The sequence below is a fragment of the Amycolatopsis sp. NPDC114478 genome (genome assembly GCF_055633805.1).
Genome location: NZ_JBVKDO010000049.1, coordinates 1 through 13360 on the forward strand (window position 1 = coordinate 1; position 13360 = coordinate 13360).

Genomic DNA, 13360 nt, shown 5'->3' on the forward strand with positions numbered 1-13360 from the left:
ACTCCGGCCGCGACGCTGTGATCACCTGCACCACACCAACATGATCAACTACCGGCCCGGCCGCTCCGACACCGGGTTACGAGACATCCCTTAGCGCTCGCTCGCTGTCGGCGAGGTTGCCCTCGCACAGGGGGATCGCCCGCTCGAGGTCACCCGCCGCCCGGTAGGCGCAGGCCAGGTTGTTCCGCAAGCCCAGCGTGCCCGGGTGGTCGGGACCCAGCACCCGCTCGCTGTCGGCGAGGGTGGCCTCGTACAGGGGGATCGCCCGCTCGAGGTCACCTGCCGCCTGGTAGGGGCTGGCCAGGTTGTTCCGCGAGGTCAGCGTGTTGGAGTGGTTGGGGCCCAGTACCCGCTTCCGATCGGCGAGGGTGGCCTCGTACAGCGGGATCGCCCGCTCCAGATCACCTGCCGCCCGGTAGGCGTAGGCCAGATTGTTTCGTAAGGTCAGCGTGTTGAGGTGGTCGGGACCCAGCACCCGCTCGCAGTCGGCGACGGTGGCCTCGTACAGCGGGATCGCCCGCCCCAGATCACCCGCCGCCTCGTAGGCGCCGGCCAGGTTGTACCGCGAGGTCAGCGTGGCGGGGTGGTCGGGGCCGTAGAGGCGCTGGTTGCTGTCGTAGGCGCGGATGAGGTAGCCAATGGCGGTACCGACGTCGCCCTGCCTGTCGAGGTAGCGGCCCAGATCGTTGAGTATGCGGCTGGTCAGCCTGGCTGCCGCATAGACAGCAGCCCACCACCAACCCCGCTTACGACCGGCCACACAACCCCCAACGTCCCGCCCACACAGCACAACCAACCGTACGAACTAGTCGCCGCTGAGCGCTACACAAGCGCAAGAATCCCAGGCCGTAGCGGATGCACCCTTAGGGATCAGTTCAGAATGAGTTTGCGGAGGCAGATGATCGATCAGGCCAGGCTGAGGATGGCTTGGTGGACCTCAGCTCGTCGTCCGGTTCGGATGCGTAGTCGTCGGAAGTTCTTCAGTCAGGCGAAGGTGCGTTCGACTGGCCAGCGGAGTTTGCCCAGGCCGGAGCCGTGCTCGACGCCGCGGCGGGCGACGAGCGGGGTGCTGCCGCGGGCTCACGCAGATGCGTCGAGTCGACCAGCACGGCCGACAGGTCCAGCAGCCCAGCGGCGCGCAGCTCGGCGAGCAGGCGGACCGGAAGTTCAACGTTCGACGCCGGATCTCATGGTGGTCTGATTGACGGTTTCGCACCCGGGTTGACCTTGCCGGTGCGGGAAGGCTCACCCTGACACGGACTAGGCGAGTTGCCCTGGTGCGAAGGAGTCGGTCATGGAGTTGCTCGGCATCGGTGAGTTCGCGCGGCGGACGCGGTTGTCGCCGGGGGCGTTGCGGCGTTACGACGAGTCGGGGTTGTTGCCGCCTGCTCGCGTGGATGGGGCTTCGGGTTACCGGTGGTATGCCCCTGCGCAGGTGGAGCGGGCGCGGTGGGTGCTGTTGCTGCGTCAGATCGGTGTTCCGCTGGCGGAGATCAAGGTGATCCTGGGTTTGGATGCCGGGGCGGCGGCCGAGCGGGTCGGCGCTTTCTGGTCCGTAGCCGAGGCCGAGCACGCGGCGCGCCGAGACCTGGCCGGCTACTTCGTCGATCTGCTGCAGGGAAAGAGAACTGTCATGTACGAGGTGTGTGTCCGTGAGCTGCCCGCCCGCAGCCTGCTCAGTCTGCACTGCCAGGTGCGGGCTGACTCGTTCGACGCGGTCGGCAAGGGGTTTCTCCGGCAGCTTCGGGGCGAGGGCATTCCGCGACCGGACGGCGTCGCTGGAGCGCCGTTCGTCGTGTTCCATGGGAACGTCGACGAAGACGGCGATGGGCCGGTCGAGTGGTGCTGGCCGGTCCTCGGCGACGAGGCCGACGAGTTCGCCGCGAAGGTCCCAGAGCTGCGGCTGCGGACCGAGGAGGCGCACCAGGAAGCGTTCATCCACGCGGAGACCTCGAACGTCAGCGAAGCTCGGACCACGGCCTTCACGGAAGCCTTGCTGACCTGGGCCGACCAGCAGCATCGGTCCACGGCAGGAGCCATCCGGCAGGTTCTGGCGCCTCGGTCGCCGTCTGCCGGAGAATGCGCAAGCTGCGATTGGGCTGTTCCTCTCCGCTGATCCGCACTGCGGGTGAACCCGAAGAGGTCGGGGGCAGTGCGCTTCCGAGGACCGCGGCAATCACGCGCTTCATGGGAATTCGTCATGTCCCGTGTTGGTGCAACGCCGATGTGGAGCGTCTGTCCGCCCGGTCGCGGTGCCGGGGCCCGTTTTGCGTCGCGCGCCTAAGTCATCCGCGCGTAGCAGCCGGCGCCGGGTTTCAGCCGGGGCGGGATGCCATCCGGACCTCGTCGATTGCTGTCAGCTCCTTCGGCGTCCGGCGCAGCGGGCCCACGCCGCCCTGTCCGCCTTCGTAGTGCACCTCGGCGACCACGGTGGCGATTTCGACGAGGAACTCGCGGAAGTCGGGGAGCTCGGCCGGTGCCGAGCGCTCGACGATCGTGGCGGCCGAGTGGATCGTCGCCACCGCCGAGGGCAGGTAGTCCGCGTACTTGGTGCCGGGTCGCAGCCCGGTGTCGAATGCGGTCGTCGAGGTGACTTCGCGGATGAACCGCCGCGGGTGCGCGATGCTGGCGTCCCGCAGCACTTTGACCAGCGCGAACATCTCGTCCGAATCCACCGAGTCGACGGCGAGCGCGACCAGGATGCCCGCGGACATCAAGGCTCGCTGGAGGACAGCCCAGTCCTCGGCGGTGAAGTTCTCCTCGCCCGCGCCGTCGCGGGCGCGCCCGTCCCGGACCACCTGCATGCCCACGGTGGCCGCCAGGGCGGGAATGCTGCGTGCCAGGTGCATTCTCCGGACCCGCGTCCGCTCCGGGAGCTCTTCCCACACGACGAGGTCCGGGATTTGTTCGCTCCCGTCGGCGAGCGACCGTTCGTGTTCCCGCCGGGCCAGCTGGACGACCTCGTCGTCGTCGAACACGACGGTGAGCGCCGGGTCGAACGCCGGCACCAGCACGCAGCCGACCTGGGCGAGGTGTTCGCCGAGCTGCCTCGCCTGGGCGCGGGTCACCGCCTTCCGCTCTTCCGGCACCTGGTCCCAGCGCGGCGGCATCGTGTTCTGGGCTGCGTCGGCGTCGTGGATCGCCCGGGCGAGGTCCTCGATGAGCTCGCCCCGGGTGTACCGGCTGAGATCGTCGATCAGCCGGTCCTGCGCGGTCAGGCGGGCCTTCATCCGCCGGCATTCGTGCAGGATCGCCTCGCCGTTGAGGAACATCTGTTCGGACCGGCGGTCGCCGGCCTGGCCGAGCACGCCCTGCCCGACCATGATCACGATCATGAAGACCAGCTGGACCAGCGTCGACAGGAAAGTCATGAACGCGAAGGGGTACGGGTCCAGCGTCTGCACGCCGACCGCGGCCAGGCTGATCCAGACCACCTGGGTGCCGGCCGCGAAGTAGAAGGCCCACATGCTGCCCAGCCGCTGGGTCAGCCACGCCGCGATCCGGCCGTTGACGCTCACGACCTGGTCGAGCGCCTGCGGCGGCCGCCGCACCCGGTGCTGCTCGATCCACGGGTGCGGGCTGGACTCCAGCAGGCTGACCCCGCGGCTGAGCGCCCGGTCGTGCCGGTCGAGGTGCTGCTGCAGGTCCGCGATCTGTTCGAAGACCGCCTCGGCGTTTTCGTAGGTTTGCACCGAGCGGTGGTCGGCGGCCGCGCCCAGCACCCGCTGGCCGACCAGGATGATCAGGCACAGCACGAGCTGGACGACGTTGTCGAGGAACAGCAGGAAGGCGAACGGGTACGGGTCCAGCGCGTGGAAGGGCGCCCACCAGGTGGCCAGCGCCATCCAGCCGGCGACGACGAGCAGCACGACGTACAGCGCGGGCATCGACCCGACGGCCTTGGTCAGCGCGGCCGCGAAGGCGCCGTTGAGGCCGGTCTGCTCGTCCGCGGTGGTGGCTGGGCGCCGCGTCGCGCGCAGGGGACTCACCGGGCGGTCCCGGCATCCGCCGCCGGACCGGATGTCCGGTCCGCCGTTCCCTGCTGCTTGGCTTCGCACCGTTCCACGCTCTCCGAGCTCCTTCCCGCCGGCCGGGTGCCGGTATGACCAGCATCCCCGATGCCGCTCCGGTGTCGGGGACCCGGCGGTGACACGGTGGTGAATCCCGGTGATCCGATCGTGTTGCGGCAGGTCGTAACGTTGAGCCGGTCGGCCGATGACGTTTCGATCGGATGATCGGGAGGTCGCGTGGGGCTCAGGTATCGCAAGTCTTTCAAGGTCGCACCGGGCGTGCGGGTGACCAAACGCGCACGCGGTGGTGTCAGCACGACGGTCGGTGTCCCGGGTACCGGGCTGAGCTACACCACCAGCAGCAGTTCACGTCGCTTACGCGGCGCGAACGCGCGTTCCGTGGCCGACGCGCAGGCTGCATCGGCGCCGCGTCGGCAGGCGGTGCTGGTCCCGATGACTCGTCGCATCAAGATCGAGCGAATGCTCTGCCTGATCGGTCTCCTGAGCACGCTGGTGGGGTTCGTCGTCGTCCCGCTCCTGATCGTCGCGCTGCCCTGCGTGCTGACCGGCTTGATCGTGACGCTGCTCAACATCAAGGACGAGATGCGCTGCTACCCGCCGCGTTTTCGGTTTCACTCCGAGACAGTCGTGTGGGGGACCCGAGCCGCTACTGCTACCTGGCAGGCATGCCCGCATGCATCAAGCCGGACTCTTGTGACGCAGGTCGAACCTGTGCCACTGGCCGGCTTCGCCATCGAGCGTGGGCAGCGGCAAGATGGCCGCCGCCCACGGGCGACGGCTCCGGCGCCCAACCGCATGAACGCGTGGCGGGTTAGCCGAAAGGGCCAGATAGATTGACGCGTTAGTCCGCCGGGCGCGTCAGGCTATCTGTCCTGCCGTTGGTCAACGACTTGGCATCGGCCATCCCGGCTGCCGCTTGACAGGAGCGACGGTGTACGAGGTGGCCGAGAGGCCGTCGATCGGCGGCGGGCGGTGGTATGTCCTTCCCGGCGACAGCACGTACTTCATTCCAACCGGTGCGTACTGCGTCAGTCGTTGATCACTGCACACACGCTGCGTGACCGGCCGGCCTGGACCGAGGTCTCGGAAGGCTGAAGCCTTCGTGTTGTTTAGCGCGGTGTCTCGCCTCGGAAGAACTGGCGGCTCGGGACAACGAGACCAGCCAGCGAAAGCACGATGAACACGACCTGGTGGACATGGTCCTTCCCGGGCGGCAGCCCGCCGAGCAGGTGCGCGAGCCAGAACGCCGGATAGAACCAGAGAGCAAACCACGCCCACCGCTCCCGGCGCCGGAAGGGCACCACGGCCAGCAAGGCGCCGAACAGGCCAAGCCCGATCGAGGCGAGTCCGTCCGCGCGATACAGCGATGCGTCGCCGGCCGGGGGCGCCGTCGCGACCACGAGGCCGAAACCGGCGATCCCGAGGCTGACCGCCGTCAGGCTGATCCAGGCGACCCGCAACTCAAGCCGTTCTCGCCGCATCCGCCGAACCTACCGCCGCCGACCTGAGAACGTGCCCGACCTTCGGCGCCCCGTCGAAGGTCGGGATGTTCCGGGCGATGTGATACGAACCCGTCGCGGTGAACAGTTTCGATGTGGTGTGGTCATTTGGTGGCTTCTTCACTGTCATCGCGGCGTCGCCGACGCTGCGCATGGTGATGACCACCAAGGAAGCCGGGCCCCGGGGGGTTCGCTGTCGTTCTGCGAAAGGACTCGGATGAGCCGCCTCGTTCTTCGGACCTGCGTCACCGCCGCCGCGGTCACCCTCACGGTTGGCCTGATCGACATCCCCGCCTACGCCGTCGGCGCACAGGCTACCTGCCGCTGCCGGACCCGTCCTGCACACCGGGGGTGAAGAACCCGGACGTGACCCAGTCGACGATCGGCTCGACGATCTGCGTTTCCGGCTGGACGGCCACGATCCGCCCGTCGACGACCTACACCAACGGGTTAAAGCAACAGGGCATCATCGACTACAGCTACAGCGACACGAACATGTCCGACTACGAGGAGGACCACTTCCTCCCGTTGGAGCTCGGCGACGCCCCGAAGGACCCGCGTAACCTCTGGCTGGAGCCGCACTCGGGCAGCCCGAACTCTTACAGCAAGGACTCGGTCGAGAACGCCGTCAAGAAGGCCGTGTGCGCCAACCAGGTCACCCTGTCCGCCGCGCAGACGGCGATGCTGGACAACTGGACCACCGCCAAGTCCGTGCTGGGGATCGGCTGACGGGACCCGATTTCCCACCCAGGTTCATCGCAGGGATACGGCCTCCCGCCGCCGGTTTGCGAGGATGGCCGGTGTGCTCGCGCCGCGGAGGTGGACGGTGGCGTCGAGGCCGCCCCCAGGTGCCGGATGGAGCGTGAGGGCGTTGCCAGCGGCGCGGGCGAACTGAGCGGAGATGGCGACGTAGCTGCTGAGGCGGAGGCCGGCGGGCTCGACGTTCGCTTCCTCGACCGCCGCCGATGACGGTGTGGTCTCGAGCGCAGCTGCCGGGCCACATCGCCTGGGTTCGGCGAGACGGGACGATCCCGCGCAGCCGGCAGACAGGGCACGGCGGCCTGCTGCGATGACCCGTTCTATCCGGCACCGCCCCGACGGTGCGGCGTGGTCATCCCGGCAGGCCGCCGCCTGTGCCCGAGACCCCGTCCCGAGTACTGGTCACCTACCCACGCGACCGAGGCACTCAACCGTCCCGGCGCACATTCGCCGAGTCGACGGCGTGGTCACGTGACCGGGGCGACCACCCCGGCGAACCCCAAGGACACAGCACTGGACGAGGCGGTGACCCTCAGGAAGGGCTGACCGCGCGCGGCTCCGCAGTACCGGGCGGCGCAGGGGCATCCGCTTCGGCGCCCACCGGTACCAGTGCGCAGTTCGTCAACGTCGTGCGATCACCCAGGTCTTGGCCGACGTAGTAGCCGGAGGACACGAGGATGCTGCGGTAGACCGCGCCCGCCGGTCCCCGCCAGTAGTCGTTGTGCAGCTTGCCGTCGATGATGGCGAACCTCGCCGTGTACGCCGAGGCCCGGTAGTACCAGCCGGTCGCCTTGAGGCACAGGTGGTTGCCGTCCGCCTTGATCAACCACTTCGACCAGCCGCGGTCATCGGTGTCCTCCAGCTTGAACTGGCAGGCGCCGGCGGCGTCAGGACGCATGACGATGTAGTCCCAGAAGGATTGGGTCGCGTTGGGGCCCAACGGGCAGAGGTATCCGACGATGTCCTGTCCGGACTCGCTCAGGTAGTGCGCGCGGAGGTAGTACCAGCTATCGGCGTCGGCGGCGGCCACCGTCCCGGCGGGCAGTGGCAGGGGTTCGCCCTTGAGGACGAGCGGCCGGTCGTCCTCGGATGGTGATCTTTGCGGATCCAACATAGACGTCAACCTTTCGAAATCCAGCTGAGCGGCGGGCACGCGGAAATCGTTGGCACGGCTGACGGTCCTGCTCGACGTCCCGTCCTGCTTGCCGTTCCCGGTGGCCAATTACGAGACTGGACTCGCGTCCTCACCCGGGGCAAGGTGCGCCCGCGCTCGTCACCCGCGCGTGGCGCTGAGCGGTTGGCGCCGCACCACACATGCTTCTGTCAAAAGCGGTTGGACCCCACGGTGAGCGCGTGCGGATCGACGGTCCCGAGCCCGGTGCCCCGCAACCACTCCAGCGACGCCGAGGTCGTGTGAAGACAAGTCAATAGTTGGCGTATCCCAGCGCTGGTTGGCATGGCGGTCAGCGAGCTGATATTCGATGGCCATCCCGCCAACCCGATGGGGACACTCGGAACGTGCGCATCATGTTCCACCACACGCCGCGCGGGGAGTCCGTGGCATGGATTCACCGCGGTGACGGGGTGGTCCTCCTCCTCCCGTCGTATTCTCGGAAATGGCGAGTTCCGCATGACCCCCCCGCACACGCGGCGGTTGAACGGGAGCTGTGCCTGGGCGGAGGGGTGTTCGGCTGCATCGCAGCCGGCGTGGTGTTCGACAACATGCGGGTGGCCGAAGGCAGGCCCCGCCACGATGCGAAGGCCCGCAGCGCCAAGATCCTGATAACCGATTCGCTCGCTTTTCTTGTGCCCGCTACCCCCGTGGCCCAACAGGACCAGGTGGGGTGGTGAGCGGCGTGACTGTGGTAGCCAAAGCATGCCCGGCACGGCGCCCGTTGGCCGGGCGACGCGAAATGGCCGTTCGCAGACCGTGGCACCCACGACGCGGCGCTCGATCCATTCAAGCGCCACAGAACAAACGTAATACAGCCAGGGCGCAGACTCGCGGTCATCGGCAGGAGCGCGCGTTCGGACGGGCGCCTGGTGACGACCGTCGCGGTGCGGTGACCGAGCTGGGTGCACCACCGGCGGCGACGATGCCGGTCTACTGCCCGGCTTCCTGGGCGGGCGGTCGCCCCGCGGGAAACAAGATGGGGCTGAGCAGATAAGGCGCGCGGTTCGGCGCGGGCTGGTTGCCGGCCCGGCTTCGCAGTGCCGCGAGCATCTCGTCGAGCATGCCGGTGAGCTCGTCGGGACTGAGCCAGAGCGTGCTCTGCCGATAGGACACCGAGTCGCCGACCGGGTCGGACCCGTCGCGGTCCAGGTAGGCGTTGAACTCGGCGATGAGGACGGCCATCGCCGCGGCGAAGCCCCTGCGGTGGTCCTCCAGCGACATCGCGGTGGCCGCGTCGGCGTCGATCACGGGCCGGTCCTGGCGCAGCCGGTATCGGCGCTCCACCGCGCCGCGCACCCGTTGCTCGCCGTCCACTTCGAGGAATCCGCCCTCGGCCAGCAGGGCGACGTGCCGGTACACGGTCACCTTCGACACCTCGGGCAGGTGGGCGTTCAGTTGCGCGGTAGTGAGCGTCCGGCCGCCGGAGAGGGCGTGCACGATGCGCAGCCGCACCGGGTGCAGGAGCAGGTCGACGGCGTCCATGGCCTTACTGTTTCACATCAGATACCATTACCAAAATTGATACTGGTGGTCGGGGAGGCGACGTGCGCGAGGTACTGGGGCGGAAGGTGCCGGTCAACGGCCGCAACGTCTACGTGGAGGAGTCCGGCAAGGGGCGGGACTGGGTGGTCTTCGAAGCGGGCGGGGGCTGCAGCCGGACCTGCTGGGATCCGGTGGTGCCGTTGCTGGCCGGTAGGGCGAGGCTGGTGGCCTACGACCGCGCCGGGTCCGGCCGCAGTGGCCGGACCACGCAGCAGCTCGGCGTCGACGATCTGGCCGCCGACCTCGTCGCGCTGGTCGAGGCTGTCGTGCCGGGCGAGTTCGTGCTCGTCGCGCACAGCATGGGCGGTCTGATCGCGCGCCGCGCCGTCGAGAGCTTCGGGCATCGGCTGCGAGGACTGCTGCTGGTCGACCCGACGCCGGAGACCGCTCCGGTGTACGACAGCTGGGAACGAACCGCGACCAAGGTCGACCGCATGCTGGCCGCGGCCCAGGTGCTCAGCCGGTTCCGGCCGCTGGCCAGGCCGCTCAGCGGGAACGTCCGGAAGCTGTTCCCGGAGGAGACCTATCGGACCATGCTCGCCGAAGACTTCGTCCCGGCCGGCTTCGCCCAGACTCGCAAGGAGATCAGAGCGGTAGCCGCTGCCGTCCGGCAGTTCCGCACCGAGCCGCCCCGGCTTCCGAAGTGTCCGACCATCCTGCTGTCCGCATCACGCGCGCCCAAAGGCCGGGAACACCAGCACGCGGGCATGCGCGAGCACCAGCGCCGCTACGCCGAAAGCCTGCCCGACGGGCAGTTCGAAAGCGCCGATTCCGCGCACCTCATCCAGGCCGAGCGACCCGGCCTCGTCGCCACGCGAACCCGGCAGCTCCTCGACCAGCCTTGCTGACCGCGCTCCCAGCCGGAACACTCCTCAGCACGAGAGCGCGTCGTGCTGATCAACTCATGGGCGGAAGCCAGTCGCCTGTCTCGCGGTGGCGGCCAAGCCCGACAGCATCGATCTCATCGAAGTACTCACCCGTGACCACAACAAGCCATCGAAGCGCCCGGGAGATAGGGCTGCCCTCGGCCGATATCGGCTCTCCTTCCGCCAGGTGCAGGGGGCCGAGCACTACCTGACCGCCGTCCCATACCTGTGCGGACTGGGTTCCGCTCCCACCGAAGTAGTCAGCCTCGACGTAGGCGATGGGACCGCCCACCGAACAAACGGCCAAAGCGTGGCCGAACCCGGCGGGTGCCTCCGCGAAACCGTCAAGCTCGGCCGTTCCGGCGACGGTGACCGCGTCGAACAACGCGTCGGTCATCGGTAGCAAGCAGAGGTGCTGGGCGAGCGGAACGATGCATGCGTCTTCCGCCCTTCCCGCCAACTTCCGGAGAGCGGGCTCGGTGGCGATGGCGCCCTGCAGCTGATATCCCATGCCCTATTCTCGTTCCCATCCGATCACGCGGGGCCGGCGGCCACCGGGATGTCCGACAGAGATCCGGCTCACCAGTCGCTCACCCGGACATCCGCTCATCGGCGTGACCGGCCGCGAATTGGTCGGTGTTCCGCCGAGAGGTGAGGTCAGCCCTGACGGTGCGGGTCGGTGACGAACAAGGGGTTGCTCTCGGCCAGATCAGTGAGGACGGCTTCTGTGGAGGTCTCGATCATGCGGGTCTTCTCCCGGCTGGAGACACCCACGGCCTGGAGGAATGCGACCTTGCCGTTAGGGGTTTCGATGCACCCCAGCTGTGGGTCGAGCGTCAGGGCGTACACGGTCAGTTCACTCGGCGGGGCGTCGGGCAGGTGTGGGTTGCCGGTGATCGGTTGCCGTAGGTCGATGCGGTGTCCGGGTTCGAGGACGACCTTGTTGGTGTTGACGTGCTTCGCGAGCTTGTTGAGTATCGCGAACGGCCACTGTGGGGGCTCGACCTCGGTGCCGCGGACGATGCGGCAGGTCAGTTCGAATCCCCAGCCCGACCATTCCGGGTCGGCTTCGGGGTCGGGCTGGTACAGCTCGCTCAAGCCGTAGGTGATGTAGTGCCAATGCCGGTCGGCAGGGTATGCCGAGCAGCCTTGAAGGCCCGCTCCCTGGAACCCTCGCGGCGGGAAGTAGCCGACGTGCCGTGGCTCTATGTCGGGGTACAGCCGGGCCAGAGCCGTGTCAATGGCGTCCCAGCCCGGTGCGTCCTCGGTCTCCGTCACCTCAACATCATCGCTGACAGCTTCGCCACCCTTCCAGCGCACTCAACTCGGCAATTGCGGACGTTCGATTGCCCTGACCGGACCGGGGTTTGTGAGTTGGTGTCGCTGTTGTCTAGTTGCCGTCCTGGTCGCCGTGTCGACTGGTGACGCATTTGGCTGGGTTGTCGCGCAGGCATACTTTGCCGCCGGCTACGCGCAGGCCGGTGTCGTCGAAGGCGGTTACCCAGTCCGCGGCGATCGCCTTCTGCGCGGTCGCCAGCGGGATCAGGCCGGAGCAGACGGCCTGGTTGAGCTTGTTCTCCACGGCGTCCTTGGGGTTGGGGATGGTTCCGGGTTCGACCCAGAGGTTGCGTGGGTCATCGGGGGCGCCGCCGAGTTCGAGGCTGACCAGGTGGTCGTATTCGCCTTTCTCGCCGGGCGGGATGGTGTAGGAGCGGGCGGAGGCGGCCTTCATCGGGTTCGTCCTCGACGTCGGGGGCCGCATGGTTTTGGTCCAGCCGGGCTTGCAGATGGTGTCGTCGATGTTGGCTTGGGTGACGGTGGGGTTTACCGCGCCGGGGGTGCAGTTCGGGTCGGGTAGTGGCTGGCCGTCCCGGCTGCCCAGCTTGCAGGCGCTCGGCGCGGGCATCGACGCGGACTTGTCCCCAGCCGGCAATCCGGACCCGGGCACGGTCGAGGGGTTCGCGGAGTTCGTGGGCGCGGTGGTGGCTGTGTGGCCGAGGTTGCAGCCCGCGGTCGCGGCCAGCGTCACGACTGTGACCAGCCCGAGACTGGCCCGGCGCCACATCGTGGAGTGGGTACCGGCCGACCTCGTCACTGTCGAGGTGCCGGGGGCCGGGTGGGCGAGCCGGGGAGTGCTGTCAGGGCTGGTCATCGAGTGCTCTTTCTCGGACGGGATGAGTGCGGGTAACAGGCGTTGAGCCCACGGCGGCGTCGCGGTCAAGCCGGCGAAGTGAGGCCTGCGGGCTCGCTGGCGCCGAGGAGCATTCTCGGTTCGCATCGGCCGGTTCTTGCGTACGACGCGCGGCTGGCGCGGTCTTTGTTGTGCCCGGCGCCGCGATCGGGTGGCCACGCTAGGTTGTCAGTCCGTTGGCGTCGGTCAGAAGCAGAGGTGGTTCGCACAGGCCGACCATGCCACCGGTGCCACGAATCCGGCGTTATCGAAGAGGTTGATCTTGTTGTCCGGGTCGCCCTCTGCGTGGTGGCCAGGTGATCAGTTCGGAGTAGACGCCAACGTCCTGCTCAGCGAGCACCTGCGGGCCGTGGCGACCGGGCTGGTGGAGCGAGTGATGGCAGTCTTCGAACTGGCGCTACTGATCGTGCTCGCCCGCTGGTCCGCCCCGCTGGGACCGGTGATGACGCCCCGGCCGCGGCTGTTGGCGCCCTTGGCCGGTAAGCAGCGTCGGTGCCGCCGGGCAGAGCGGTGCAGGAGGGGCGAGGGGAGACGCCGCCTCGTCTCGTGCCGGCCTGCCGGCCCGGGGAGCTACCGGTGCGGAGTACCGCTCGTCAAGACCGCCGGCGCGAAACCGTCGGGCTTGTAGCCGTCCTCATTGCGCGGCCGGCACTCTGCCTTCGGCAGCCCTGCGTCAGGCGACTACCGATCGGTCACCCGTGCCGTCATCTGTCCGACCAGGCCGTCACGCCAACGCACGTCGTAAGCACCGATCTGAATCATGCGGTCCGCGCCGACCGCGAACACCTTCCGCGGAACCGGGTGCCGCGACGACGATTCGACCTGACCGGCGCGGAAGGTCAGCACGTCGATCGTGAACGGTCCCATCCGTTTGGTGACGACCTGCTCGAAATCGTCCCAGCGCACGCTGACTCGGTATCCATCTCGATGCGCGACAAGGCCGCTCTCGGTAACGCTGAGCCGTCGCCGGCGAACCCGCACCAAGACGAGCAGCACGATCAGGGCCGCCGCCACCACCATGGCACCCACGGGACCGGCTACTCGATCGTCGGACCACACGAACCCCATCGCGAAGCGGGCCGCGAACGCCACGACGCCTCCGACGACCCCGCTCACGACAGCGGAGAACCAGGCCAACACCCACCGTGGCCGAAACGTCGTCAACATTGCGCCATTATGCAGCGGCGTGAGCGATCGTGGCTCGACTAAGGGATGTCTCGTAACTCGTGTTGTGGTTGGTGGGGCTGGTGTTGCCGGTCAGTTGGCGAGGAGGATGTTGTGCAGGTGCGCGATGCCGG

At 68.2% G+C, this 13360-nt stretch carries 15 protein-coding genes and 1 pseudogene; 5 read left to right on the forward strand and 11 right to left on the reverse strand.

The window, feature by feature from the left end; translation table 11 throughout:
* Positions 1 to 76: 76 nt before the first annotated feature.
* Together ACZ7OH_RS51530 and ACZ7OH_RS51535 are read right to left on the reverse strand one after the other, a co-directional pair.
* Positions 77 to 760 carry a tetratricopeptide repeat protein gene (locus tag ACZ7OH_RS51530; protein WP_470287674.1) on the reverse strand — a complete coding sequence of 228 codons (684 nt, stop codon included), beginning with the start codon at positions 758 to 760 and terminating at the stop codon, positions 77 to 79.
* A gap of 146 nt (positions 761 to 906) precedes the next feature.
* Positions 907 to 1077: pseudogene (locus tag ACZ7OH_RS51535) on the reverse strand (transposase); the annotation flags it as partial.
* A 217-nt stretch (positions 1078 to 1294) separates the two neighbouring features.
* Between ACZ7OH_RS51535 and ACZ7OH_RS51540 the strand changes: the two are divergent.
* Complete coding sequence (locus ACZ7OH_RS51540; RefSeq protein ID WP_470287675.1) at positions 1295 to 2116, forward strand: MerR family transcriptional regulator; 822 nt, start codon at positions 1295 to 1297, stop codon at positions 2114 to 2116.
* A gap of 199 nt (positions 2117 to 2315) precedes the next feature.
* Here ACZ7OH_RS51540 and ACZ7OH_RS51545 read toward each other — a convergent pair whose 3' ends face one another.
* A complete protein-coding gene (locus tag ACZ7OH_RS51545; RefSeq protein ID WP_470287676.1) occupies positions 2316 to 3989 on the reverse strand; it encodes a DUF1003 domain-containing protein in 1674 nt (557 codons plus the stop codon).
* A gap of 258 nt (positions 3990 to 4247) precedes the next feature.
* On the opposite strand from ACZ7OH_RS51545, the gene ACZ7OH_RS51550 reads away from it, so the two are divergent.
* Complete coding sequence (locus ACZ7OH_RS51550; RefSeq protein ID WP_470287677.1) at positions 4248 to 4868, forward strand: DUF4236 domain-containing protein; 621 nt, start codon at positions 4248 to 4250, stop codon at positions 4866 to 4868.
* 272 nt (positions 4869 to 5140) lie between these two features.
* Here the strand turns inward: ACZ7OH_RS51550 and ACZ7OH_RS51555 are convergent, their stop codons facing one another.
* Complete coding sequence (locus tag ACZ7OH_RS51555; protein WP_470287678.1) at positions 5141 to 5512, reverse strand: hypothetical protein; 372 nt, start codon at positions 5510 to 5512, stop codon at positions 5141 to 5143.
* Complete coding sequence (locus ACZ7OH_RS51560) at positions 5493 to 5696, reverse strand: hypothetical protein (RefSeq protein WP_470287679.1); 204 nt, start codon at positions 5694 to 5696, stop codon at positions 5493 to 5495. Before ACZ7OH_RS51560 ends, ACZ7OH_RS51555 begins: the two co-directional genes overlap by 20 nt.
* Positions 5697 to 5896: 200 nt before the next feature.
* Here ACZ7OH_RS51560 and ACZ7OH_RS51565 point away from each other — a divergent pair, with 200 nt between their 5' ends.
* A complete protein-coding gene (locus tag ACZ7OH_RS51565; RefSeq protein ID WP_470287680.1) occupies positions 5897 to 6259 on the forward strand; it encodes a hypothetical protein in 363 nt (120 codons plus the stop codon).
* A 562-nt stretch (positions 6260 to 6821) separates the two neighbouring features.
* On the opposite strand, the gene ACZ7OH_RS51570 is transcribed toward ACZ7OH_RS51565, so the two are convergent.
* A complete protein-coding gene (locus ACZ7OH_RS51570) occupies positions 6822 to 7511 on the reverse strand; it encodes a hypothetical protein (protein WP_470287681.1) in 690 nt (229 codons plus the stop codon).
* A gap of 296 nt (positions 7512 to 7807) precedes the next feature.
* Between ACZ7OH_RS51570 and ACZ7OH_RS51575 the strand changes: the two genes are divergently transcribed.
* Positions 7808 to 8140 (forward strand): hypothetical protein, encoded by a 333-nt coding sequence (locus ACZ7OH_RS51575; protein WP_470287682.1) that lies wholly within the window; start codon positions 7808 to 7810, stop codon positions 8138 to 8140.
* Between the two features lie 253 nt (positions 8141 to 8393).
* Here ACZ7OH_RS51575 and ACZ7OH_RS51580 read toward each other — a convergent pair whose 3' ends face one another.
* The gene (locus ACZ7OH_RS51580) at positions 8394 to 8945 is read right to left on the reverse strand and encodes a helix-turn-helix domain-containing protein (protein ID WP_470287683.1); all 552 of its coding nucleotides are present in this window, start codon (positions 8943 to 8945) and stop codon (positions 8394 to 8396) included.
* A 62-nt stretch (positions 8946 to 9007) separates the two neighbouring features.
* On the opposite strand from ACZ7OH_RS51580, the gene ACZ7OH_RS51585 reads away from it, so the two are divergent.
* Entirely contained in the window at positions 9008 to 9853 is an 846-nt protein-coding gene (locus ACZ7OH_RS51585) for an alpha/beta fold hydrolase (RefSeq protein WP_470287684.1), read from the forward strand.
* A gap of 49 nt (positions 9854 to 9902) precedes the next feature.
* Here ACZ7OH_RS51585 and ACZ7OH_RS51590 read toward each other — a convergent pair whose 3' ends face one another.
* The 4 genes from ACZ7OH_RS51590 to ACZ7OH_RS51605 all read right to left on the reverse strand — a co-directional run bounded on the left by ACZ7OH_RS51590 (position 9903) and on the right by ACZ7OH_RS51605 (position 13154).
* On the reverse strand, positions 9903 to 10382 hold the full coding sequence (locus ACZ7OH_RS51590; RefSeq protein WP_470287685.1) for a hypothetical protein: 480 nt from the start codon (positions 10380 to 10382) through the stop codon (positions 9903 to 9905).
* Between the two features lie 146 nt (positions 10383 to 10528).
* On the reverse strand, positions 10529 to 11149 hold the full coding sequence (locus ACZ7OH_RS51595; RefSeq protein WP_470287686.1) for a suppressor of fused domain protein: 621 nt from the start codon (positions 11147 to 11149) through the stop codon (positions 10529 to 10531).
* Positions 11150 to 11261: 112 nt separating this feature from the next.
* Positions 11262 to 11900 carry a hypothetical protein gene (locus ACZ7OH_RS51600; RefSeq protein ID WP_470287687.1) on the reverse strand — a complete coding sequence of 213 codons (639 nt, stop codon included), beginning with the start codon at positions 11898 to 11900 and terminating at the stop codon, positions 11262 to 11264.
* Positions 11901 to 12743: 843 nt separating this feature from the next.
* The gene (locus ACZ7OH_RS51605) at positions 12744 to 13154 is read right to left on the reverse strand and encodes a hypothetical protein (RefSeq protein ID WP_470287688.1); all 411 of its coding nucleotides are present in this window, start codon (positions 13152 to 13154) and stop codon (positions 12744 to 12746) included.
* Positions 13155 to 13360: the final 206 nt, after the last annotated feature.

Coding starts and splice junctions, on each gene's coding strand:
- ACZ7OH_RS51540 (WP_470287675.1), top strand. CDS start 1,295: ATGGAGTTGCTCGGCATCGGTGAGTTCGCGCGGCGGACGCGGTTGTCG.
- ACZ7OH_RS51555 (WP_470287678.1), bottom strand. CDS start 5,512: ATGCGGCGAGAACGGCTTGAGTTGCGGGTCGCCTGGATCAGCCTGACG.
- ACZ7OH_RS51580 (WP_470287683.1), bottom strand. CDS start 8,945: ATGGACGCCGTCGACCTGCTCCTGCACCCGGTGCGGCTGCGCATCGTG.
- ACZ7OH_RS51590 (WP_470287685.1), bottom strand. CDS start 10,382: ATGGGATATCAGCTGCAGGGCGCCATCGCCACCGAGCCCGCTCTCCGG.